General features: G+C 66.1%; 18 protein-coding genes. 9 read left to right on the top strand and 9 right to left on the bottom strand.

The features are described 5' to 3' along the window. Positions 1–40 precede the first annotated feature (40 nt). Both MRY80_RS00350 and dtd read left to right on the top strand, forming a co-directional pair. Positions 41–2347: a xanthine dehydrogenase family protein molybdopterin-binding subunit gene (locus MRY80_RS00350; RefSeq protein ID WP_293286775.1), complete on the top strand. Its 2307-nt coding sequence runs from the start codon at positions 41–43 to the stop codon at positions 2345–2347. A 25-nt stretch (positions 2348–2372) separates the two neighbouring features. Further along, the gene (dtd, locus tag MRY80_RS00345) at positions 2373–2816 is read left to right on the top strand and encodes a D-aminoacyl-tRNA deacylase (RefSeq protein ID WP_293286774.1); all 444 of its coding nucleotides are present in this window, start codon (positions 2373–2375) and stop codon (positions 2814–2816) included. 27 nt (positions 2817–2843) lie between these two features. Here the strand turns inward: dtd and MRY80_RS00340 are convergent, their stop codons facing one another. After that, on the bottom strand, positions 2844–3638 hold the full coding sequence (locus MRY80_RS00340; RefSeq protein ID WP_293286773.1) for a TIGR01458 family HAD-type hydrolase: 795 nt from the start codon (positions 3636–3638) through the stop codon (positions 2844–2846). 72 nt (positions 3639–3710) lie between these two features. Then, on the bottom strand, positions 3711–4469 hold the full coding sequence (locus MRY80_RS00335; protein ID WP_293286771.1) for an arylmalonate decarboxylase: 759 nt from the start codon (positions 4467–4469) through the stop codon (positions 3711–3713). A gap of 158 nt (positions 4470–4627) precedes the next feature. On the opposite strand from MRY80_RS00335, the gene MRY80_RS00330 reads away from it, so the two are divergent. The 3 genes from MRY80_RS00330 (at position 4628) to MRY80_RS00320 (ending at position 8169) form a co-directional block, all read left to right on the top strand. After that, a complete protein-coding gene (locus MRY80_RS00330; protein ID WP_293286769.1) occupies positions 4628–5734 on the top strand; it encodes a CaiB/BaiF CoA-transferase family protein in 1107 nt (368 codons plus the stop codon). Between the two features lie 61 nt (positions 5735–5795). Further along, complete coding sequence (locus tag MRY80_RS00325; RefSeq protein WP_293286767.1) at positions 5796–7142, top strand: mechanosensitive ion channel family protein; 1347 nt, start codon at positions 5796–5798, stop codon at positions 7140–7142. A 67-nt stretch (positions 7143–7209) separates the two neighbouring features. Further along, a complete protein-coding gene (locus MRY80_RS00320; RefSeq protein ID WP_293286765.1) occupies positions 7210–8169 on the top strand; it encodes a DMT family transporter in 960 nt (319 codons plus the stop codon). 3 nt (positions 8170–8172) lie between these two features. Here MRY80_RS00320 and MRY80_RS00315 read toward each other — a convergent pair whose 3' ends face one another. Both MRY80_RS00315 and MRY80_RS00310 read right to left on the bottom strand, forming a co-directional pair. After that, on the bottom strand, positions 8173–9420 hold the full coding sequence (locus tag MRY80_RS00315) for an MFS transporter (RefSeq protein WP_293286763.1): 1248 nt from the start codon (positions 9418–9420) through the stop codon (positions 8173–8175). A gap of 94 nt (positions 9421–9514) precedes the next feature. Then, a complete protein-coding gene (locus MRY80_RS00310; RefSeq protein WP_293286761.1) occupies positions 9515–10315 on the bottom strand; it encodes a uracil-DNA glycosylase in 801 nt (266 codons plus the stop codon). A 257-nt stretch (positions 10316–10572) separates the two neighbouring features. Here MRY80_RS00310 and MRY80_RS00305 point away from each other — a divergent pair, with 257 nt between their 5' ends. Further along, a complete protein-coding gene (locus MRY80_RS00305; protein WP_293287206.1) occupies positions 10573–12267 on the top strand; it encodes an electron transfer flavoprotein-ubiquinone oxidoreductase in 1695 nt (564 codons plus the stop codon). An 18-nt stretch (positions 12268–12285) separates the two neighbouring features. Here the strand turns inward: MRY80_RS00305 and MRY80_RS00300 are convergent, their stop codons facing one another. Both MRY80_RS00300 and MRY80_RS00295 read right to left on the bottom strand, forming a co-directional pair. After that, complete coding sequence (locus tag MRY80_RS00300) at positions 12286–13227, bottom strand: endonuclease/exonuclease/phosphatase family protein (protein WP_293286760.1); 942 nt, start codon at positions 13225–13227, stop codon at positions 12286–12288. A gap of 73 nt (positions 13228–13300) precedes the next feature. Continuing rightward, positions 13301–14203: an NAD(P)-dependent oxidoreductase gene (locus tag MRY80_RS00295; RefSeq protein WP_293286758.1), complete on the bottom strand. Its 903-nt coding sequence runs from the start codon at positions 14201–14203 to the stop codon at positions 13301–13303. Positions 14204–14327: 124 nt separating this feature from the next. Here MRY80_RS00295 and MRY80_RS00290 point away from each other — a divergent pair, with 124 nt between their 5' ends. After that, positions 14328–15275, top strand: coding sequence for a cation diffusion facilitator family transporter (locus MRY80_RS00290; protein WP_293286756.1), 948 nt, complete (start codon positions 14328–14330; stop codon positions 15273–15275). An 18-nt stretch (positions 15276–15293) separates the two neighbouring features. Here MRY80_RS00290 and MRY80_RS00285 read toward each other — a convergent pair whose 3' ends face one another. Then, positions 15294–16130 carry a polyphosphate kinase gene (locus tag MRY80_RS00285; RefSeq protein ID WP_293286754.1) on the bottom strand — a complete coding sequence of 279 codons (837 nt, stop codon included), beginning with the start codon at positions 16128–16130 and terminating at the stop codon, positions 15294–15296. Positions 16131–16285: 155 nt separating this feature from the next. Here MRY80_RS00285 and MRY80_RS00280 point away from each other — a divergent pair, with 155 nt between their 5' ends. Then, positions 16286–16771 carry a CreA family protein gene (locus tag MRY80_RS00280; RefSeq protein ID WP_293286752.1) on the top strand — a complete coding sequence of 162 codons (486 nt, stop codon included), beginning with the start codon at positions 16286–16288 and terminating at the stop codon, positions 16769–16771. Between the two features lie 73 nt (positions 16772–16844). Here the strand turns inward: MRY80_RS00280 and MRY80_RS00275 are convergent, their stop codons facing one another. Both MRY80_RS00275 and MRY80_RS00270 read right to left on the bottom strand, forming a co-directional pair. Next, positions 16845–20054 (bottom strand): efflux RND transporter permease subunit, encoded by a 3210-nt coding sequence (locus tag MRY80_RS00275; protein ID WP_293286750.1) that lies wholly within the window; start codon positions 20052–20054, stop codon positions 16845–16847. Further along, the gene (locus tag MRY80_RS00270) at positions 20047–21030 is read right to left on the bottom strand and encodes an efflux RND transporter periplasmic adaptor subunit (RefSeq protein WP_293286748.1); all 984 of its coding nucleotides are present in this window, start codon (positions 21028–21030) and stop codon (positions 20047–20049) included. Before MRY80_RS00270 ends, MRY80_RS00275 begins: the two co-directional genes overlap by 8 nt. A gap of 393 nt (positions 21031–21423) precedes the next feature. Here MRY80_RS00270 and MRY80_RS00265 point away from each other — a divergent pair, with 393 nt between their 5' ends. Beyond that, positions 21424–24273: a hypothetical protein gene (locus MRY80_RS00265; RefSeq protein WP_293286747.1), complete on the top strand. Its 2850-nt coding sequence runs from the start codon at positions 21424–21426 to the stop codon at positions 24271–24273. Positions 24274–24311: the final 38 nt, after the last annotated feature.

Here is a 24311-nt window from a genome sequence, read left to right as displayed (position 1 = left end):
CGTGACGTTGGACATGGCGGATGGAGGAGATGAAATCAAGATGAATGTCGCACCGCCCAAATTCGGTTCCAAATCCCTGATCGGAGCATCCGTCCGCCGCACCGAGGATGAGGCCTTCATCCGCGGCAAGGGGCGCTACACCTCCGATATTCGCATGGACGGGATGCTGCAGGGCTATGTCGTGCGCTCGCCCGTCGCGAACGCGTCCTTCACCATCACCTCGGTCGACGAGGCCCGCGCCGCGCCCGGCGTGCAGCTGGTCCTGACGCCGGACGACGTCGCCCATCTCGGCACGCTGGCTGCCGTCGGCATGCGCCCCGGCCCGGATGGCGAAACCGCGCCCTACCGGCCGATCCCCGTTCTGGCGAAGGATCGCGTGCGCCATGTCGGCGACGCCGTCGCCTTCATCGTCGCCGACACGCTGGAGCGCGCCAAGGACGCCGCCGAGCTGATCGAGATCGACTACGACATGGAAGACGCGGTCACCTCCATGACCGCCGCGCTGGAAGACGGCGCGCCGCTGGTCTGGCCGGAAGCCGGATCCAACAAGGCCTATGTCAACGTCCATGGCGACGCCGACAAGGCGGCCGAGGTGTTCGCGGGCGCCGCCCATGTGACGACGATCGACTTCGTCCAGAACCGCCTCGTCTCCAATTACATGGAGACGCGCGCGGCGATCGGCGAATATGACGCCGAGAAGAACCGGTTCACGCTGACCTGCGGCTCGCAGGGCGTGCACGGCCAGCGCAACATCATCCGCGACAAGGTGTTCGGCGGCGACATCGACCTGCATGTGATCACGCCGGATGTCGGCGGCGGCTTCGGGCCGAAGGGCTTCGTCTACCGCGAATACCCGCTGGTTCTCGAAGCCGCGAAGCGCCTTGGCCAGCCGGTTCGCTGGGTCGGCGAGCGCACGGAACACTTCCTGGTCGACAATCACGGCCGCGCCAACACCGCCCATGCCGAGATGGCGATGGACGAGAACGGCCGGTTCCTGGCGATGCGCATCAAGCTGATCGCCGACATGGGCGCCTATACGCACCAGTTCGGCGTCGCCATTCCCTTCTTTGGCGCGCAGATGGCGACCGGCGTCTACGACATTCCGGTGCTCGACTTCCACCTGACGGGCGTCTTCACCAACACCACGCCGGTGGACGCCTATCGCGGTGCCGGCCGTCCCGAGGCGGCCTTCCTCGTGGAGAAGCTGGTCGACCAGTGCGCCCGCGACATGAAGCTCGGCCCGGACGAGATTCGCCGCCGCAATTTCATCAAGCCCGAACAGATGCCCTACAAGACGCAGGGCGGCCGCCTCTACGATGTCGGCGAGTTCGAGAACTGCATGGAAAAGGCGCTCGCAAACGCCGACTGGGCCGGTTTCGACGCGCGGCTTGAAGCCTCGAAGGCCGAAGGCAAGGTCCGCGGCATCGGCATGTCCTATTACATCGAGGCCTGCGCCTTCGCCGGTTCCGAGCCGGCTTATGTGCAGTTGCTCGACGACGGCACGGTGACGATGGACATCGGCACCCAATCCAACGGGCAGGGCCATGCGACCGCCTACGCCCAGTTCGTAGCCGGCACGCTCGGCCTCGACGTCGACAAGATCAAGGTCATCCAGGGCGATTCCGACCGCATCCCGACGGGCGGCGGCACGGGCGGCTCCCGCTCGATCCCGCTGGGCGGCGTCTCGGCCTATTACGCCGGCGAGGCGCTGGCGCAGAAGATCAGGAAGCTGGCCGCCGACGAACTGGAAGCGGCCGCCGACGACATCGAACTGGTCGACGGCCAGGCCGTCGTTGCCGGCACCGACCGCTCGGTCTCGCTGATCGAGATCGCGAAGAACGCGCAGGACCCGGCCGACCTGAAGGCCGACGCCGAGTTCAAGCAGGCGGAAGCGACCTATCCGAACGGCTGCCACATCTGCGAGGTCGAGATCGACCCCACGACCGGCGTCGGCAGGGTCGAGCGCTACACCATGGTCGACGACTACGGCCTGACGGTGAACCCGATGCTGCTGCTCGGCCAGGTGCATGGCGGGGTGGTGCAGGGCATCGGCCAGGCGCTCTACGAGGACGCCGTCTATGACGAGAGCGGCCAGCTGTTGACCGCGAGCTTCATGGATTACGCCATGCCGCGCGCCGACTATTTCCCGAACTTCGCCTTCGACACGCACAACGTGCCGTCCACCACCAACGCGCTCGGCATCAAGGGCGCGGGCGAGGCGGCGACGATCGGCGCGACGCCGGCGGTGATGAACGCGGTCTGCGACGCGCTGTGGCGCGCCAAGGGCGTCCCGCATATCGACATGCCGGCGACGCCGCTCAAGCTCTGGGCGGCGCTGAACGACTGACGCTGGCCAGTCGAAGGGCAGTCACATGCGGGCACTGGTCCAACGCGTCTCGGAAGCGAGCGTCACCGTCGATGGCGCGGTGACCGGGCAGATAGGCGAGGGTCTCCTGATCCTCGTCTGCGCCATGCGCGAGGACGCCGAGGCGCAGTCGGAATGGCTGGCGCGCAAGCTCGTCAATCTGCGCATCTTCCGTGACGACGCGGACCGGATGAATCGCTCACTGCTGGATGTCGGCGGAAAGGCGCTGGTCGTCAGCCAGTTCACGCTCGCCGCCGAGACGAAGGGCAACCGCCCGGGCTTTTCCACGGCCGCCCCGCCCGACGAGGGCAGGCGGCTCTACGAGCATTTCTCCGACCAGATCCGCAGCTACGGCGTCACCGTCGAAAACGGCATCTTCGGCGCCGACATGAAGGTCGCGCTGGTCAATGACGGACCGGTGACGATCTGGGTGGACAGCGAAACCCGGTGACGCGCCGCTTCGACAATCACTGTTAGATCAATTAGTTGAACCGCCTTCCTGACTCAAAGTCAAAGCGAGGCGGTCCACCGCCGCCCGCAGATCCTTGACCTCCATGCTCGGCGCGGGCGTCAGCCCGTCCGCCGCGCCGGGCGCCCATTTGCCGGTGTGCACCAGCACGCCGGTCAGGCCGCAGGCGACGGCCGCCGAAGCGTCGAACTCCGCGTCGTCGCCGATCATCGCGGTCTCGGCGGCGTCGAGTCCCATATCGGCGCAGGCGGCATGGAAGAAATCGGGCGCGGGCTTGCCGATCACCTCCGCCTCGCGGCCGCTTGCATATTCGAGTGCTGCCACGAAGGCTCCCGTGTCGAGGCAGGGCTTCCCGTCGGGACCCGCGAATTTGCGGTTCTTCGCCAGCGCGATGAAATCCGCACCGTCCTCCAAGAGCCGGAAGGCCGCGTTGAGAGCGGCATAGGTGAAGTCGTCGCCGGCGTCGCCCAGCACGACGGCCGGCCGGTCGCCGGCGGGCAGATCGGCGAAATCCTCCATCAGCGCCGGCGCGACGAGGAAATGGGGCTTCAGTCCGCGGGCCGTGATCAGGTGCCGCGCGGCCATGGCCGGCGTGAACACATGCTGCGGCTCGATGTCCATGCCCATCGCGGCCAATTTCGCCACGATCGACCGTCTCGGCGCGCTGGTCGTGTTGGTCAGAAACCGGAACCGGATACCTCCGGCGCGCAGCGCCTCGATCGCCTGCGCCGACCCCTCGATCAGGTGGTCGCCCTGATAGACCACGCCCCCGAGATCGATCAGGAAGCCCGATATCCGTGTCATGAAAATCCGCCCGGCTGGTGACTGCGACGGTTCTTCAGTCTGCGCGCGCTTCGCGCCGCCGTCAAATTCCGCTCAGTGCTCGGCAACGAGGCGGCCATGGCCTTCGAACCGGTCCTCGATGCCGGCCAGGCGCAGCGTGTCCCAGATCATCGCCTGGTTGCTCGTGATCACCGGCTTGCCGGCCTTGGCCTCGATCCGCGCCACCACGTCCAGCGCGCGCAGGGCTCCGCAGGAGATGAAGATTGCGTCGGCTCGCGCATGCTCGAGGGAAAGGGCGAAGTCCTCAATGAAATCAGGCGCTACGCGCACCATGTCGCTGTCCTTCTCGAGGTTCAGCCCCTGGATGTCCAAGACTTCGAACCCGGCGCGTTCCAGATAGGTCTTCTCCAGCGCGTTGACCTCGTCGAGATAGGGCGTGGCGACGGCGATGCGGGTCGCGCCGACCGCGCGCAGGCCGCGGATCACGCCGGTGATCAGCGTCGTGGCGTGGGCCTTGGGCGCGCCCCTGTTCAATTCCGCGATCACGCGTTCCTCGCCTATGACCAGCGAACCGGAGGTGCAGGCATAGCAGACGACGTCGAGCGAGCCGTCCGGCAGCAGGGTCGCGGCGCTGTCGGCGAGCAGGCCGGCCTGGCGCGCCAGCGTTTCGCGGGTGATCGAGTCGGGAATGGCGGCGCGCGCGAAATGGACGCCGACGCCGTCCGGCCGAAGGGCGAACACGTCGTCCTGGATCGTCTGTTCGGTCGCCAGCAGCACATAGCCGATCTTGGCGCGGGGATGCCGGCCGGCGTCGAAGCGGATCGCTCGCGGTGTCGATGAAACGGTCTCCATGCGCGGTCGCTCTCGGGTGCTTGCGGCAGACAGGCGTCACATGTCCCACGCCCCGCCCGGGGCATCAACCGCCGCCGCTGCGGCATATTCCCGGCCGGCCATGACGCTGTGGCGGAAACGTCCTATACCGAATGAGTGTTGATGGCAGGGAGGGCCGGATGCTGGAGGGGATACGGATCGTCGAGATCGAGGGGCTGGGGCCGGCGCCCTTCGCGGCCATGATGCTCGCCGACCTCGGCGCGGATGTCGTCACCATCCATCGCAGGGAGCCGGCGGGCGCGCCGGTTCATGCCGAGCGCAACCTGCTGGACCGCGGCAAGCGGTCCATCGCGCTGGACCTGAAGCAGCCGGAGGACATCGAGACGGCCCGCCAGTTGATCGCGACCGCTGACGGGCTGATCGAAGGCTTCCGGCCGGGCGTGATGGAACGGCTCGGCCTCGGACCGCGGGAATGCCGCGCCGCCAATCCGCGCCTCGTCTACGGCCGCATGACCGGCTGGGGGCAGGAGGGGCCGAGGGCGCAGGTCGCCGGACACGACCTCAACTACATCGCCACCTCCGGCGCGCTCTGGTACGCCTCGCCGCCCGGCGAACCGCCCGTCACGCCGCCGACCCTCGTCGGCGACATCGGCGGCGGCGCGCTCTATCTGGTCGTCGGCATGCTGGCCGGTCTGCTGCGCGCCCGGGCGACGGGCGAGGGGACCGTGGTCGATGCGGCGATCGTCGACGGGTCGGCGCACATGATGAACCTCCTGATGTCGCTGCCGGACAGCGGCCTCGCCTCCATGCGCCGCGGCCAGAGCCTGCTCGACGGCCCGCATTGGAGCCGGACCTACCGCACGTCGGACGACGGGTTCGTCTCGGTGCAGTGCCTGGAACCGAAATTCTACCGCCTCTTCATCGAGATCATGGGGCTGGCCGAGGACGGAGATTTCGCCCGCCAGTTCGATCCCGCGCTGTGGCCCGGATTGGGCGAGAGGCTGGCCGCGCTCTTTGCCGCGAAGCCGCGCGACCATTGGGCGGCGCTGTTCGACGGCACGGATTGCTGCGTCGCTCCCGTGCTCGATCCGCAGGAAGCCGCGCAGGACGGACACATGGCCGCCCGCGCCGTCTGGCATGCTGATGACGGCCGTCTGCAGGCCGCGCCGGCGCCGCGCTTCTCGGACGCGCCCGCATGGACGCCGCCGCCCAGCCCGGCGCGCGGCGAGCACGACGCGCAGATCCGCGCCGAACTCGCGGCCACCGGCAAGGCGTCTGATGGCTGACAAGCGGCGAGGTTGCGAATAGTCTGACGGGAATCGACCCGCCCAATGACGAGATTCCGACTTGAAAAGACTGCTCGCGCCTCTCTTCGCCGTTCTTCTCCTCTCCTTCGGCGTGATCGCCCATGCCCAGGAAAACGGAACGATCGACGCCAATGACGTGATCGACGATCGCGAGATCGACGCCCGCATCGAGGCGATCTTCGACGAGATGGACGGATTGCAGGCGGTCTTCGTCACCGTGCGCGCCGGCGTCGTCACTTTGCGCGGCAAGGTGCGCGAGGCGACGCTGGCCGAACAGGCCGAAGAGATCGCCGGCCGGGTCAAGGGCGTCGTCGCGGTGAAGAACGAGATCGGAGAGGTGACGTCGCTGTCGCTGCGCCTCGAGCCGGTCTATGACCGCCTCCTGCGCCGGGGGGCGCAGGCGATCGGCTACATCCCGCTGCTCGCGGTTGCCGTGACGGTCTGGGCGCTGATCTACGCCATCGGCTGGATGATCGCCGGTCGCGAATGGCCCTGGAACCGCATCGCACCGAACGGCTTCATCGCCAGCCTGCTGCGGCAGTTGCTGCGCCTGTCCTTCTTCATCGCCGGCGCGGTGATGGCGCTCGACATCCTCGGCGCGACGGCGCTGCTCGGAACCATTCTCGGCGCGGCCGGTATCGTCGGCCTGGCGATCGGCTTTGCAGTGCGCGACACGGTGGAAAACTACATCGCCAGTATCCTGCTGTCGGTCCGCCAGCCCTTCAGCCCGCGCGACTATGTCAGCATCGAGAATTTCGAGGGCTTCGTCATCAGCCTGACCTCGCGCGCCACGATCCTCATGGACGCCGACGGTAACCACATTCGCATCCCCAACGCGACCGTCTTCAAGAGCAACATCACCAATTACAGCCGCAATCCGCAGCGTCGCTTCCTGTTTCGGATCGGCGTGGCGCCGGAGAGCAATCTCGACATGGCGCTGGAACACGCCCTGAGGAAGATCCGCACGCTGGATTTCGTGCTTCCTGATCCGGGCGTCGATGGCTGGATCGAGGAGATCGGCGATTCCACCGTCACCCTGACCCTGACCGCCTGGATCGACCAGAACAAGACGAGCTTCCTGAAGGCGCGCTCCGAGGCAATGCGCCTCGTCAAGGTCGAACTCGAGCGTCACGGCATCACGCTGCCCGAACCGACCTACCGGCTGCGCTTTGCCGAAGGCAGTGCTCTGCCGATCCCGGCCAAGGCCGGCGCGCCGGCTCCGGGACCTGCCGCGCCGGTGGGCGAGCCGCCCGTGCCGGAGGAATCGACCGTCGTCAACGACACCCGTCCGGACCTGGCGGTGACGCGCAAGATCGAGGAAGAGCGCACCCACGCCGCCAAGGACGACCTCCTGAGCGAGAAGCATCCTGACGAGCTGAACGGCTGACCCGGAGAGACGAGTGGACGTGTCGGCGCTTTCCCTGCCGCGCCGATGGCGCTACGGGTAGTCCGTGATGTCTCCTTCCGAAGCCTCCCCCTCAAGCCAGTCCCGTCCGTTGCTCGCCATTGGCCTGAAGGTCGGATCGGTCGTCGCCTTCATGGGCATGGCGACCGCGATCAAATATGCCGGCCAGCTGCCGGCGGGCCAGATCGTCTTCTTCCGGTCCTTCTTCGCGATCCTGCCGATCTGCGCCTATCTGCTCGTCGTCGGCGAACTGTCGGGCGCGTGGCGCACCAGCCACCCGGTCGGCCACGTGATGCGCGGCATCGTCGGCGTCGCGGCCATGGCGCTCGGCTTCTTCGGCCTGACGCGCCTGCCGCTGCCCGACGCGACCGCCATCGGCTACGCCCGGCCGCTCGTCACCGTCATCTTCGGCGCGGTGCTGCTCGGGGAAACCGTGAGGCGTTATCGCTGGAGCGCGGTGACGGTCGGCCTGCTCGGCGTCATCATCATCTCCTGGCCGAAGCTGCAGCTGTTTCGCGGCGGCGGCGGTTTCGGCGGCGACGAGGCGCTTGGCGTGATCACGACATTCGTCGGCGCATGCATCGCCGGCCTTGCGATGGTGCTCGTGCGGCGGCTGCTGGTCACAGAACGAACCTCGACGATCGTCCTTTATTTCTCCGTCACGGCGACGGTCTTCTCTCTGGTCACGATCCCGTTCGGCTGGGAGGCGCTGAGCGTCACCCAGGCCGTGTCGCTGATCCTGTCGGGTTTCTTCGGCGGGCTGGGGCAGATCCTCCTGACCGAGAGCTACCGCCATGGCGAGGTCTCGGTGGTCGCCCCGTTCGAATACACCTCCGTGGTGCTCTCCATCGCCATCGGCTTCTTCGTCTTCGCGGAGGTGCCGGGCGTCGCGACGATCATCGGCTCGGCGATCGTCACCGTGTCGGGCATCTACATCATCTATCGCGAACGCCAGCTCGGGCTGGAGCGGCGCGGCGCCGCACGGCGCAGCGTGACGCCGCAGGGCTGACCGTCAGCTTGCGTTTTCGTCGGCGCGCGGGTCGAGCTGGATGGCCTCCGGCGTCTGGGCGGGCGCGACCGGCGGCGCATAGGTGAAGTCCGTCATCTCCTCCTGCGGCACCGCTTCGCGGCGGGTCAGGCGCCAGACGGCGTAGAAGCCGAATGCGAGATACATGGCGGCCATCATGGAGAAGATGCCGCTCGGCCCGAGCAACGCCATGAAGCCGCCGGCGACCACCGGACCGGCCATCGAGCCGGCGCCGTAGATGATCAGCAGGCCCGACGACACCTCGACGAAATCATCCGGATCGGCATGGTCGTTGGCATGCGCGACGATGATCGAATAGAGCGGCATCAGCACGCCGCCGAACAGGAACATCAGCGCAAACAGCATGTTGAGCGAGACGCCGGCCATCGTGGCGAGCAGGATCGTCAGCACCACGCCCGCAAAGGCCGACGCGATGATGACGAAGCGACGGTCGGTGCGGTCCGAATAGCGCCCGATCGGGAACTGGAAGACCATTCCGCCGACCATGACGAGCGCCATGGTGGTCGCGATCTGGACTTCCGACAGACCGGTGAACTGGAGGTAGACCGGTGTCTGGAAGCTGTAGGCGCCGAAGGCGAAGCCGGTCACCGCCACGCCGACGAAGGCGAGTGGGGAGTTGGCGTAGAGCTTGCGCAGATTGAGCGAGACCTGCGTCAGCGGCCGCGGCGACGACGCGTTGGAGAGCCCGGTCGGGATCACGGCCGCGGCGAACAGCAGCGCGGCGATCATGAACAGCGTCGTCAGCGCGGGGTCGGCCGCCACCAGCAGGAACTGGCCGCTCATCAGGCCGATCATCGAGACGACCATGTAGATGGAGAAGATCTTGCCGCGGTCCTCGTTGGCCGCCCGCTCGTTGAGCCAGCTCTCCACGACCATGTATGTGCCGGCGAGAGCGAACCCGCCAAGCCCGCGCGTGGCGATCCACGCGACCGGATGGATGATCAGCGCCTGCAGCAGCACCGACATGGCCAGTGCCGCCGCCAGCACCGCATAGACGCGGACATGGCCGACGCGCAGCACCATGCGCGGAATGACGACGCAGCCAGCCGTGAAGGCAAGCGCGTAGCCGAAGCCGATCCAGCCGATGGTGATCGGGCTCCAGCCTTCCATCGAGGCGCGAATCGGCAGGAGCACGCCGGTCAGTCCGTTGCCGACCAGCAGCAGAAATGTGGATGCGAGCAGCCCCGCGACGGGAAGGATCAGTTGTAACATCGCGGAGGACTCCTGTGCGCTTGAGCGCAGGGGTAGCGCGAAGACTTTGCGAACGCATGAAAGAGAGGCGACCAATCCTGCCTTGATTACGCCGTCAGCCTTGCGTTTGAGGCGTGCCGAGCCTGTCGCGAATCTGCAAGAGATCGGCCCATGCGAAGCGCTTCTGCGCCGGCTGCTCCAGCAGGAAACGGGGTTGCAGCGTGGCGATTGCCGGAACCTCGAAGCCGCTCTTCGTGCGCACCGTCTTCCAGTGTCCACGCAGCTGCAGGATGTTGTCGGACGTGTCGAGCAGGATGCGCGCCGCGCCATTGCCGAGCAGCACCAGGAACTGCGGCCGCGCCAGTTCGATCTGGCGTTCGATGAAGGGCTTGCAGATCGCCGCCTGGAGTTTCGACGGCCCCGCATTGCCGGGCACCCGCCAGGGAACGGTGAAGCCGAGATAGCAATCGTCGCGCGATCGGCCGATCGCGGCGAGCATCCGGTCGAACAGCTGGCCTTCCGGTCCGGTCAGCGCCTCGCCGGAAGCGTCGTCGTCGCGGCCCGGCGCGTCGGACACCATCATCATCGCCGCGCCGCGCAATCCGCCTTCGAAGACGGTGTGGCGGGCCGTCAGTTTTAGGTTGCAGGCGTCGAAGGTCTCCACCGCCCGGCGCAGGTCGTCGAGCGTTTCGACCTGGGCTGCGCATTTGGTGGCGAGCGCGATGGCCTCGGAATCCGGCATCGCCGGCGCGCGGGCCGGGGCGACCGGCGGCGGAGCCTGTTTCGGGCTTTCGGCGGGCTTGGCCTGCGCGGGCGCCGCCGTCTCGAAGCGGTCCGGCGCTTCGTCGGCAAGCGGATAGTCCAGCCCGCTCTCCGCATAGAAGCGCAGCAGGCTTTCCAGTTCGCCTCTCGTCATGTCCGCGGCATTCACCATCGGTCACATTTCGCAGACGCCGCCGCCGGCTTCAAGCGGAACCGTCGGCCGCGGCTTGCCTTGCATCGACGTGCACTTCAATAAGGCGATGGGAATGTCGCGCATTCGACCCTTGCGAAGCGCAAATTGCTGGATACATTCGGCGCCGAGCCGGAACAGATGCAAAACGAGCCCTTGTCGCGACGAAGGGCGGCCGATGGAGACAGATGATGAGTGACGGAAACGGGGATGGCAATCCGATGAACGAACCGCGCGAAAGCATGGAATTCGACGTGGTGATCGTCGGCGCCGGCCCGGCAGGCCTGGCGGCGGCCATCCGGCTGAAACAGGCCGATCCCGAGATGTCGGTCGTCGTTCTGGAAAAAGGCGCCGAAGTCGGCGCGCACATCCTTTCCGGCGCCGTGGTCGATCCGGTCGGCATCGACAAGCTGATCCCCGACTGGCGCGACGACCCCGACCATCCCTTCAAGACCGAGGTGAAGGACGACCAGTTCCTGTTCCTCGGCCCCGCCGGGTCGATCCGCCTGCCGAATTTCGCCATGCCGCCGCTGATGAGCAATCACGGCAACTACATCGTCTCGCTCGGCAATGTCTGTCGCTGGCTGGCCGGGCGCGCCGAGGCGCTGGGCGTCGAGATCTATCCGGGCTTCGCCGCCGCCGAGGTGCTCTACAACGAGGACGGCTCGGTCAAGGGCGTGGCGACCGGCGACATGGGCGTGCAGCGCGACGGAACGCCGGGCCCGATGTTCGCGCGCGGCATGGAACTGCACGGCAAATTCACGCTGATCGGCGAGGGCGTGCGCGGTTCTCTCGCCAAGCAGCTGATCGCGAAATTCGGCCTCGACGCCGAGAGCGACTTCTCCAAGTTCGGCATCGGCATCAAGGAACTCTGGGAGGTCAAGCCGGAGAAACATCGCCCGGGTCTCGTGCAGCACTCCTTCGGCTGGCCGCTCGACATGAAGACCGGCGGCGGTTCCTTCCTCTACCACCTCGAGGACAATCTGGTTGCCGTCGGCTTCGTCGTCCATCTCAATTACAAGAACCCCTATCTCTACCCGTTCGAGGAATTCCAGCGCTTCAAGACGCATCCGGCGATCCGCGACACCTTCGAAGGTGCCAAGCGCATCGCCTATGGCGCGCGCGCCATCACCGAGGGCGGCTGGCAGTCGGTGCCCAAGGTCTCCTTCAAGGGCGGCGCGCTGATCGGCTGTTCCGCCGGGTTCCTCAACGTGCCGCGCATCAAGGGTTCCCACAACGCGGTGCTGTCCGGCATTCTCGCCGCTGACCACGTGGCCGAGGCGCTTTCCGCCGGCAGGGCGAATGACGACGCGCTCGACGCCTACGAGGCGGCATGGCGCGGCAGCGAGATCGGCAAGGACCTGAAGCGCGTGCGCAACGTCAAGCCGCTCTGGTCGCGCTTCGGCACGGCGCTGGGCGTCGGCATCGGCGGCATCGACATGTGGATCAACCAGATCACCGGCGGCTGGTCGCCGCTCGGCACGCTGAAGCACGGCAAGCCGGACTATCTGGCCACCGAAAAGGCCTCCAGGCACAAGCCGATCGCCTATCCGAAGCCCGACGGCGTGCTCACCTTCGACCGCCTGTCGTCGGTGTTCCTGTCGAACACGAACCACGAGGAAGACCAGCCGGTCCATCTGAAGCTGAAGGACGAGTCTCTTCAGAAAACCTCGGAATATGCTGAATTCGCGGGGCTTTCCGCCCGCTATTGCCCGGCCGGCGTGTATGAGTGGATCGACGCCGACGGCAATTCGGTGCCGGCCGACGCCGACCGCAAGCCGGGCGATCAGGTGCGCTTCCAGATCAACGCGCAGAACTGCGTGCACTGCAAGACTTGCGACATCAAGGACCCGAACCAGAACATCAACTGGACGGTGCCGCAGGGCGGCGAGGGGCCGGTCTACCCGAACATGTGATCGGGCACGACGCGCGGTCTAGAGAGCGATGTCGGCGACCATCGGCAGGTGGTCGCTGCCCGCGAAGGGCAGGCGCCGCACGCTGATGATGCGCAATTCGTCGGACACCATCACGTGGTCGATCGGAAGGCCGAACCACGGACGCAGCGTGTCTGAGACGCGCTGGCTCAGCCATGTGGGACGGTAGCCGCTTTCCGGCTGCGTTCCGGTGAGCCGGGCGACACGCTGCACGCCCTCGCTCCAAGGGGCGGCGTTGAAATCACCGGCGAAGACGAGCGGGTGGGGCAGGGCCTCGAGGCTCTTCGACATGCGGTCGATGACCCAGGACTGTTCATAGGGCCAGGGCCAGCGGCCGTGATAGGCGGCGAAGGTGACGGCCTTGCCGCCGACATCGAGCTGGATCGCCGACAGCGCCGAGCTTCTCACGCATTTGATCGTGTTGTCGGGACTGACCGGAAGCCGCGATATCACCGTCGCGCCGCCGATGCGCGCGTTGCCGCAGCGCCTTTGCACCGGGTAGGCGTCCCGCAACAGGTTCACGAGCGATCTCGGACCGTCGGTCACCTCCTGCAGCAGGATGACATCGGCATCGGCGTCGCGGATCACCTGCGCGGCGCGCTCCGTCTGGCTGTTGTCGTAGCGCGTGTTGAACTGGACGACACGCAGCACGGGACCGCCGTCTTGCGCGAACGCGGCTCCGCTCGCAAAGCCCGGAATGAACGGGTAAGTGGCCACCATCGCCACCAACAGACATGCCGCCTCAACAATCGCCGCGCGTCTGGCGCCGACAAGGAGGGCGATCGCGAATAGAGCGGCCAATAGGACGGCGAAATGCATCCGAAACTGCGACAGGGAATCGAAGAACGGATGCAGGCGGTTGAACAGCGTCGCGAGAAGCGCCAGTGCGCATGCGATCACGAGCATCGATACGCCGCGTCTCAGGAGCGATCGTAGTGGCATGTGGAGTTCGCCGGATAATTTCGTTTCGAAGGCCTTTGAGCGACCATATTCGGCGGAATGATGGCGCGTCGGCCTAACCGCCGACGTATTTGCGCCAATCGTGCTCTTCGGAGAAACCCAGCACCTCGCGGATCTTGCGGTTCGAGAACAGCGCTTCGTTCTCGCCCATCGCGCGCGTGACCAGCACGCCCGGGAAGAAGCGCTCGATCAGCTCCGCCGTCGGAATGTTCATGCCGTTGGTGTCGTTGCCGGCATTGAAGACCTGGAAGCCGAGCCCGTCGGTGGCAAGGCAGCGGTCGACGATCTGGCCGAGATCGCGCGCGTCGATATAGCAGAAGGCGTTGCGGCGGCGCATGTCTGGATTGGCGAAATAGGTCGGGAAATCGCGCTCATACTCATGCGGCTCCACCACGTTGCCGATGCGCAGCGCATAGATGTCGAAACCCGAGCGCAACGCGAAGGCCCGTGCCGTCTTCTCGTTGACCACCTTCGACAGGCCGTAGGAATCCATCGGATCGATGTCGTAATCCTCGTCCAGCGGCAGGCATTTCGGATCCGCGCGCCCGTCGGCGAAGCAGATGCCGTATGTCGTCTCCGACGACGCGATCACGATCTTGCGGATGCCGAGTTTCACGGCCGCCTCGATGACGTTGTAGGTGCCGATCGCATTGACCCGGAAGGTCTCGTTGTCGGGATGGATGAGGATGCGCGGAACAGCGGCGAAATGCACGACCGCGTCGAAGGCGGGGACGCCGGTGCCGGGTTCCAACTCGTCGAAATTGGCATAGGAACTCATGACGTTGAACATCTGGCCGGAATCGGTGATGTCCGCGGTTAGATTGTCGACGTCCGGATGGTCGAGCGGCTTCAGGTCGACATTGACCACCCTGTGGCCCCGGTCGAGAAGATAGGGCACGACATGCTTGCCCGCCTTGCCGGAGCCGCCGGTAAACAGGATGCGTTTTTTGCTCGTCATCGAAACCTCCGTCTTTCCGCACGGTTCCGCAGCGCCGAAGCGCATGCGACCCATGCGTGATTTGCGCTTGAATCCCGGATGGTTATAGACACTATCTCCACGGCACGCACGCCAGGGAGCCCGCATGGCGCACAATCATAATCACACCCACCATGGCCATCATCACCACCACCATGTCGACCCGGATGCGGGGGACGCGCGGGTGGCGATGGCGGTGTTGGTGAACTTGCTGCTGACGGTGGCGCAGGTCATCGGCGGGATCTTTTCCGGAAGCCTGGCGCTGATCGCCGACGCGCTTCACAATTTCTCCGACGCGATCTCGCTGATCATCGCCTTTGCGGCGCGAAAGATCGCACGGCGCCCGTCCGACGCCTCGATGACCTTCGGCTACGGCCGCGTGGAGATCGTCGCTGCGCTGGTCAACTACACGACCCTGATCGTGATCGGCTTCTATCTGATCTACGAAGCGGTGATGCGTTTCATCGAACCGCAGGGCGTCGATGGCTGGATCGTGGTGATCATCGCGGCGATCGCGCTCGTGATCGACGTGATCACGGCGGGGCTGACCTTCGCCCTGTCGAAGGAAAGCGTGAACATCCGCGCCGCCTTCCTGCACAATGTCGCCGATGCCCTCGGGTCGGTCGCCGTGATCATCGCCGGATCGCTGATCCTGCTCTATGACTGGCGCCTGATCGACCCGCTGGTGACGCTGCTGATCGCCGGCTACATCCTCTGGCAGGCCTGGGCCGAGATCGGCGGCGTGATCCGCATTCTGATGCTCGGCAGCCCGCCCGGACTGCAGACCGATACGGTGATTGCGCGCATGGAAGCGATCGACGGCGTCGCCGACATCCATCTCGCCCATCTCTGGCAGATGAACGAGCACGACAACGCGCTCGACGCGCATCTCGTGATCGATCGCGGCGCGTGGGACCATGCCGACGCCATCAAGGCGCGGGTGAAGAAGGTCCTGTCGGAAGAATTCGGGATCGGCCAATCCACGCTGGAGATGGAATGCAGCCTGCACGCCTGCAACGGCGCGGCCCGCATCGGCAGCGCCGGTCACGGCTGACCGGCGCGGCGACGAGCGTCACTCCGTCCGGCCGGCGAGGCTGTCGATCAGCGACGGCGTCATCTCGATATGCTCCTTCGCGGCGTCGAGCACGGTGTCGTCGAGCACCGGCGGCGAAAGGTCCACGTCGCGCTTCAGGCAGTCGGTGATGGTCTTCATCGCGGTGATGCGCGCGTGTTTCTTGTCGTTGGCGGGAATGACGTGCCACGGCGCGTAGTCGGTGGAGGTGCGCTCGAACATCTCGTCGATCGCGGTGGCGTAGTCCTCCCAGCGCGACCGGTTGCGGAAATCCTCGTAGGAGAGCTTCCAGCGCTTCAGCGGATTGCGCAGCCTTTCCTCGAAGCGGGCGAGCTGCTCGTCGGGCGAGATGTGAAAGAACAATTTGACCAGACGCGTGCCGTCATCCGTGATCATGCGCTCGAAATCGTTGATCTCCTGATAGGCCTTGCGCCAGCGCTTCTCCGGGGTGAGTTCCTCGACCCGCTCGACGAGAACGCGTCCGTACCATGAGCGGTCGAAGACGGTGATCGCGCCGCGTGGCGGCATGCGCTCCATGAACCGCAGCAGGAAGTGGCGCTCCAGGTAGTAGCGGCGCGGCGCGCCGATCGGCCAGACCTTGAAGCTGCGCGGATCGAGGGCCGCCGAAATGCGCCGGATCGTGCCTCCCTTGCCGGCCGCGTCCCAGCCCTCGAAGAGCAGCACGGCCGACTCGCCGGAAAACAGATAGGCCTGCTGGATTTGCGTGAGCAGGCGCTGCTGCTTGGCGAGCTTGGCTTCGTAAGGCGTCCGACCCAGGCTCATGGAGAGGTCCGCATCGTCCAGCCGGGGTGTCTTTGCCTGCTTCTTCTTGCTCATCGTCGGACCGCTCCCTCATCGTCACGACATGAGATTAAGCCGATCATGTGCGATGCAACAAGTTCGGCCTTCGGCGGGGAAGGGGCGGGCGGGGCTTGCGATGGCGGCCGGGCGTACAAACATAGAGCCCAACGCCAATTCTCCGGAGACCGCCCATGCCGAAATCATTGCGCAACACAATAATCGCTCTTGCCGCCGGCGCGTGCCTCGCCCCGGCCGCCGCCCAGTCCGAGGAAGTCGGCAAGGTCGGCGTCGACTGGCTCGGAAACGACATCGTCATCGAGGCGGTCGCCGATCCCGAGGTGAAGGGCGTCACCTGCCACGTGTCCTATTTCGAACGCGGTCTGATCGACCGCCTGCAGAAAGGCAACTGGTTCGAGGATCCCTCCAACTCGTCCATCGCCTGCCGCCAGACCGGCCCGATCGAGATCGGCGACATCGACCTCGACAAGGACGGCGAGGAGATCTTCAAGAGTTCGCGGTCGCTGATCTGGAAGAAGCTGGTCGTCAAGCGGATCTACGACCGCGAGAACAACACGCTGATCTACCTGTCGCATTCGCGCCAGGTGCAGGACGGCTCGGCCAAGATGGCGATCTCCACTGTGCCGCTTTACGGGCAGGTCGAGCCGCTGCAGCGCTGACCGTTCGTCAATTCGGCACGAAAAAAGCCGCCCGCGTGAAAACGGGCGGCTTTTTGATTCGAGCGGCGTGCGGTCAGGTGCGCAGCACGCGGTAGATCGCCGGGATCACCAGCACGGTCAGCAGCGTCGACGACAACAGGCCGAAGAGCAGCGACAGCGCCAGGCCCTGGAAGATCGGGTCGGCCAGGATCACCACCGCGCCGATCATCGCCGCGATCGCAGTCAGCAGGATCGGCTTGAAGCGGATCGCGCCGGCTTCCAGCAGGATGTCGAGCTTCGTCTTGCCCTCGGTGTCGGCGTTGCGGATGAAGTCGACCAGCAGGATCGAGTTGCGCACGATGATGCCGGCAAGCGCGATGAAGCCGATCATCGACGTTGCCGAGAACGGCGCGCCCCACAGCCAGTGACCGCCCATGATGCCGAGGAAGGTCAGCGGGATCGGCGTCAGGATGACCAGCGGCAGCTTGAACGAACCGAACTGTGCGACGACGAGGATGTAGATGCCGAGCAGGGCGACCATGAAGGCTGCGCCCATGTCGCGGAACGTGACCCAGGTCACCTCCCATTCGCCGTCCCACAGAAGGGTGACGGCGCTCTCGTCATCCGGCTGGCCGTGCAGCTTGATCGTCGGCTTGGTGCCTTCCGGCCAGTCGATCTTCTCAAGCTCGTCGGCGACCGACATCATGCCGTAGAGCGGCGCCTCGTAATCGCCGGCGAGTTCCGCGGTCACCATCTCCGCGTCGCGCCCGTTGTGGCGGAAGATCGGATAGGAGGCGTGCTCCTCCTCGATGTCGATGACATCGCCGAGTTCGACCACGCCGCGCGCGCCCGGCAGAAGGTTGGCCGGGATCGGCGTCGACAGGAAGCGCTCGTCCAGCACCTTGTCGCCCTTGGCGCGTTCGACGACGATCGGGATCGGATGGCGGCCTTCGCCGCGATGCGAATAGCCGACCGTCGAGCCGCCATTCAGCATGGCAAGCGTGTCGAAGACGTCGCTTTCGGACACCTGGAAGAACTCCAGGTCGTCGGTGTTGATCGTGGCGCGCAGGCGACGCGCCTGGGTGCCGAAGCTGTCGTCGACATCGACCACGAAGGGCACCGCCTCGAAGGCCTGGCGGATGCCGGCGGCCGCGGCGCGGCGCGTTTCCGCATCCGGACCGTAGACCTCGGCCAGGAGCGTCGAGATGACGGGCGGTCCGGGCGGCGGCTCGACGGTCTTCAGGCTGGTGCCTTCGGGCACGTCAAGCTGGTTGATGCGCTCGCGGATCTCCAGCGCGATCTCATGGCTTTCGCGATCACGCTCGGTCTTCGGCGTCAGGTTGATCTGCACGTCGCCCATATGCGGATAGGCGCGGACATAATAGTGGCGCACCAGGCCGTTGAAGTTGAACGGCGCGGCGGTGCCGGCATGGGTCTGCGCCGAGATCACCTCGGGCATTTCCGTGACGGTGCGCGCGACGGCCTGCGCCACGGCATCCGTCGCCTCGACCGACGAGCCTTCGGGCATGTCGATGACCACGGCCAGTTCCGATTTGTTGTCGAAGGGCAGCAGTTTGACGGTGACGTCCTTGGTGTAGAGCAGGCCGAGCGACCCGAAGGACAGGACGGCGGTGATCAGGAGGAACGCGAGCGCGCCGCCCTTCGTCGCCAGGATCGGCCGGGCGAAGCTCATATAGAGAGAGCCAAGCCTGCCGCCATGCGCATGAGCGCCGCTCTCGTGGTCATGCACCGGCGCGCCGCCGGCGATCTTCGCCATCAGCCACGGCGTGACGATCACGGCCACGAAGAAGGAGAAGATCATCGCGGCGGAGGCGTTCGCCGGGATCGGGCTCATATAGGGGCCCATCAGGCCGGACACGAACAGCATCGGCAACAGCGCGGCCACCACGGTCAGCGTCGCGACGATGGTCGGGTTGCCGACCTCCGCCACCGCCTCGATCGCGCGCGCCACGCGATGCTTGCCGCCACTCATCCCCCAGTGGCGGGCGATGTTCTCGATCACGACGATCGCGTCGTCCACCAGGATGCCGATGGAGAAGATCAGCGCGAACAGCGACACGCGGTTGAGCGTGTAGCCCATGATCCAGGCGGCAAACAGCGTCAGCAGGATGGTCACCGGGATGACGATGGCGACCACGATCGCCTCGCGCCAGCCGATGGCGAACAGGACAAGCGCGATGATGGACACCGTGGCGAGGCCGAGGTGGAACAGCAGTTCGTTGGCCTTCTCGTTCGCGGTCTCGCCATAGTCGCGCGTGACCTCGACCTTGACGCCCTCGGGGATCAGGTGGCCTTCGAGTTCCTCGACCTTGTGCAGGATCTCCTCGGCCACGACCACGGCATTGGCGCCGGCACGCTTGGCGACAGCGAGTGTCACCGCAGGTGTGCGCTCGATCTCGCCGTCTTCGCCGCGCACGACATTGGCGACGATCTGATCGGACGTGTCGGAGACATATTCCACCGTTGCGACGTCGCGCACATAGACGGGGCGTTCGTCACGCGAGGTCAGAAGCAGATTGGCGATCTCGGCGGGTGCGGTCAGCGTCTCGCCAGCGACGAGGTCGATCTGCTGGCCGTTGTCGCGCAGCTTGCCGGTGGAGAAGGTCTGGTTCGCCGCCTGCACCTTGCCGGAAAGCTGCTGCAGGGTGACGCCGTAGAGCGCCAGGCGCTCCGGGTCGGGTGCGATTCGGATCGCCTCCGGCGCTTCGCCGACGAGATAGGTCAGGCCGACATTCTCGATCTTGGCGACCTCGGTGCGCAATTCGCGCGCGACGCGGGTCAGGTCGTTGGCGCCGATGCCCGAATCGGGCTCTGCGGCCAGCGTCAGGGACACGATCGCGACGTCGTCGATGCCGCGCCCGATGATCAGCGGTTCGCCGATGCCGACGGGGATGCGGTCCATGTTGGCGCGCAGTTTCTCATGCACGCGCAGGATCGCGGCGTCCGAGGAGGTGCCGACCAGGAAGCGGGCGGTGACCATCGCATAGTCGTCGCTCGTCTGGCTGTAGACGTGTTCGACCCCGTTGATGCCCTTGACGATGGTTTCCATCGGCTCGGTGACGAGCTTGACGGCGTCCTCCGCCTTGAGGCCCGGCGCTTGCAGGTGAATGTCCACCAGCGGCACGGAAATCTGCGGTTCCTCCTCGCGCGGAAGCGAGATCAGCGCCACCAGGCCGACTGCCAGCGCGGCGATGATGAAGAGCGGCGTCAGCGGCGAAACGATGAAGGAGCGTGTGAGGTGGCCGGCAATGCCGAGCCGGCCGTCGAATTGTCCGTCACTCATGATCGGTCACCACCTCTTCGCCGCCTTCGAGACCGGTGACGATCTCGATCATGTCCTCGCCGTCGATGACGTGATGTCCGCCGGTCACGACCGTGCGTTTGATGGTCTCGCCGCCATGGGCGAGCGTCACGAAATCGAGGCCCGAGACGGTTTCGACCGCCGCGCTCGGCACCAGCAGGGCGGTGCGCTCGCCGATCGGAAGCCGTACGAGGACGCGCGCGTCGACGAAGGCGTCATCGAGGCCCTTGACCTCGACATCGGCGATCACGCGGCCGTTCTCGATCTGCGGATAGACACGCGCCAGCGTGCCTTCGGCGGCTTGATCGGTTTCAATCTGGATCGCGTCGCCTTCCTTGAAGGAGCCTGCGTGCCGTTCCGGCACGGCCAGGCGCAGGAAGAACCCGCCGCCGCCGATCGTGGCGATCGTTTCGCCCGCGGCGACGACAGCGCCCGCCGCGACCGGAACGTCAAGCGCGCGGCCGGCCAAAGGCGCCAGCACGTTGCCCTCGGCGATCTGCTGCACGAGCACGCTGCGCTCGGCCTTGGTCGCCTCGATCTGGTTGAGATAGACCTCGACCTGGGTGCGCAGGCTGTCGAGACGCTGCGCCGTGGTGACGCCGCGCTGCAGGAGCTCTTCGCCACGGGCCAGTTCCGACTCGGCGTTGGCGAGCTGCGAATTCAGCGCCTGCAATTGCGCGTCGAGCGCGTTCATCTGGAAGTCGAGCTTCTCGTCGACGATGCGCGCCAGGGGCTGGCCGGCTTCGACGCCGTCGCCCTCGGTCACGTTGAGTTCGACGAGCGTGCCGCCGAGCCGCGCGCGCGCCGGGATCGTGTCGCGCGCCTCGATGCGGGCATAGACCGCCTTCCACTCGGTGATGCGCTGCGGTTCAAGGGTGATTGTTTCGGCGACCGCCGGACGGGCGAGCGCCGTGGCCAGAGCCAATGCGGAAGCGATGGCGGCAAGGGAAGCGCGCATGATCAGATCCTGTATCCTGTGTTTCGGCCACGAAACCGGCAGTAAGACATTCCGGACTTCGTATATTTGCGATCTTCAATATACACCGTCGCCGCGGTTTTCAAGAGGGGGCGGGGGCTGCAGGCGCTGTTTGTGGAAAGGAAACGAGAAACTGTGAAATCTTGTTGTGGCCACAGAAACGTTCTAGTGTCCCGACGGTTGGAGTCGGGTCTCGGGTAGATTCCGGGCGCGATTTCTTGTGGTTTGATGTCATGAGCTTTTCTTGATCAACACATCAAGATCGCCTAGGCAGGTTCATGACGGGTATGCCGGGGCGTCATTGGGTCTGCAGGATTCGGAAAGTATCCGGATAAGCCATTGTTTGTTCAGGCATGAAACGGGGATCGGGTTTCCGTGTCGGATTTCGCAAATTATCTCCGCGTAGCTATCCAGGGGCTTTCTCACAACACGCCGCTTTCGCGCGCGACCGCTTACGCGAAGGTGAGAAAGGTCATCAGGCGTCAGCTTGAGGCTGGAACGGCGAGCGAGAAAGAAGTCAGCAAGAAACTGGAGGACCTGGAGAACGCCATCCTCGACATGGAGGCGGAACAGCTGATGCACCCGACGCAGCCGGGCGGCAAGCCGGTGCCGCTGCCGGAGGGGCTGCCCGGGGAACCCGTCATCGTGGTGAAGGACGCTGCGGTCGAAGAGGCGGCCCCCGCCGTCGTCGTCGTTACACCGCAAGAGGCCGAATCGGTCGCCCCCGCGGCGAAGGCGGAAACGGCCGACGTTCCGGCGTCAGGCGGAGGCACTGTCTCCGAACTGGCGGCTCGTTCGCCCGAACCGTCGGCGACGGCGATGCCGCAATTCGTCCAGAACCCGGCCGTTTCGGTTCGCGGATCGGCCAGCCAGGCGTTGAAGCTGGAGACCGTTCAGCCCGACGAACTGACCGAATTCCAGTCGGCGCTGACCGCGCAGCTCGAACGACCCGTCGAGACGGCGAAGAAGGCGTCTCCGGAACCGGTCGTGCAGGTTACGCCCGCGCCCGTCCAGACCCCGGCGCCGGCAGCAGAACCGGCGCCCGCGAACTTGGCACCCGCCGCAACGCCGCGTCCCCAGGAACCGATCGTCGCACAGCCGGCCCCGCAGCCTGTTCGAAGCGAGCCGGCCGTCGCCCCGCAGCCGGAGCCCCGGCCGGAGCCGGTCAAGGCCGGCTTCGACGTCAGGCAGATCCTCAATCGCGCCATCGAAGAAGAAGACATGCGCGATCCCGCCACCCGCGAGATCGTCTATCGGCGCGCGCGCACGGCGCTGATCAAGCATCTCAAGAACCTCTCGCCGCAGCCCGATTTCGACACCGTTCACTCCCATATCGAGGAGCTGAACGCCGTGATCCGCGAATCGGAGACAGAGCAATCCGAGCTCTATGCCTCCGAGGAGGTGATGGACGTCGCCGTCGACGCCAATGATTTCATGGTCGAGCTGGAGGACATCTGGTCGACCGATCTCCAGGCGGACCTCGAGGACGTCACGGTGATCGACATGCAGCCGGAGCCCGCTCCAGTTCGCGAAGTGACGCCTCCGCGCGAAGAGCCCGTGGCGCCGCCGCGTGACATCGCAGACGAGGTGGAGGCCGCGGTTCAGGGGCTCTCCGACAACGAGTCGGGTGACGCGGCGTTCATGGCATCGCTCGAAGCGGACCTGCCGGACGGTCGTTCCATCGACGACGAGGTCGAGGATGCGGTGCAGGAGCTGATCGCCGCCGACGTGTCGCGCCAGCAGCCCGCGAGAAAACCCGAGCCGAAACCGCAGCCGCAGCCTCAGCCGAAAGCGATGCCGGCTGCGAGTGTTGCGCCGGATTTCGGCGCCGAATTGGACGACGATTTCTTCGGCGAGGAATTCGCATCGATCGGGGATGACGACCTGCCGGCCGAAGCTGCCGAGAGCGGCCGCTGGGACGACGAGGGCGCGTTCGACCTGTCGGACGAGCTGTTCGACCAGGACTTCGACGATCGCGGCCCGCCCGAACAATTGCCCCCACGTCCTTCGCGTGCCGTCACGGCTCGTCCCCCGCGCCGTCGCCGCAGAGGCATGGGCGCGATGATTACCGTGATCCTTCTGATCCTGATCGCAGGAGGCGGTGCGCTCGCGTTTCCGGACACGACGTCGAATTATGTCGGCAAGATCCGCGTGCTTGGCGGTGAAGTCGTCGACCTGGTCGCCGGTCTTGGCGGCTCGACGCCCGTGCCGGACGTGGAAGGCGGTGGTGCCGCAACCGCGGCGATAGACGAGGCAGCGACCCGGAACCCGGTCCCCGAGACGACGCAGAACGACGCCGGGTCGGCCGGTGTCAATCCCGAGCCCGCCGGAGGCGCGAACACGAACGAGGCCGAGAGCGCCGGCGAGGTCGAGACCGCCGCCGTGCAGCCGTCAGGCGGAGAACAGCCGGGCAAACTGCCGGCGCTGACCGCGATCCCGGGTGAAAAGGCGTTCTTGTATGCGACGACCGGCGGACAGCAGCCGATCGTCGCGGGCAATGTCGCCTGGAACGAGATCGAATCCTCGCCCCAGCCCGGCGCTCCCGCCGAGCCGGCCATTCGCGGCGACGTGGTGATCCCGACGGAACGATTCCGCGCGACCGTGACGTTGAGGCGCAACCTCGACAAGACGCTGCCGGCGACGCATCTCCTGGAGCTGCTTTTCGTTCCTGACGAGGCCGGCGGCAGCTCGGCCGTGGCGTCGGTCGAACGAGTCACCTTCCTGCAGAGCACGGAGAGCCGCGGCGACGCGCTCGTCGGCACGATTGTCAAGATCGCCGACAACATCTTCGTGGTCGCCCTGGCCGACATTCCCGAAGCCCGGCGCCTGCATGAGACCCTGTTCCGCAATCCCGATCTGATCGAGATCCAGTTCACCTATTTCAGCGGCCGCCGCTCCGCCTTGCGTCTCGTCACGGGCAAGACAGGCGGCGAGGTCTTCGCAGACGCGATCGATGTCTGGGAGAACGGCGTCCGCGAGGCCGCAGCACCTCAGTCGGAGGCTTCCGTCCCGGCCGAAACGCCGCCTGCACCGCAGGTGCCGCCGCCCGCCGCTCGTGAGCAAGCGCCCGCACCGACGCCGGCACCGACCGTGCGCCCGGCAGAGGAGCCCGCTCAGCAGGCGCCGGCATCGACGGCTCGCACCGAGACGCAGGACGCGCCAACCGTCGCGCCCGGCAGGCCCGTGGTGCCGGACACCGTGCCCATTCCGCCGGACCGGCCGTAAACTCTCTTCGGGATTGATTTCAGAGGCGATGTGACGCG

Source organism: Oricola sp., assembly GCF_022763245.1.
In the GTDB taxonomy this organism is placed as follows: domain Bacteria; phylum Pseudomonadota; class Alphaproteobacteria; order Rhizobiales; family Rhizobiaceae; genus Oricola.
The sequence above is the reverse complement of the archived record's forward strand: the minus strand, read 5'-3'. Positions and strand labels throughout refer to the sequence as shown.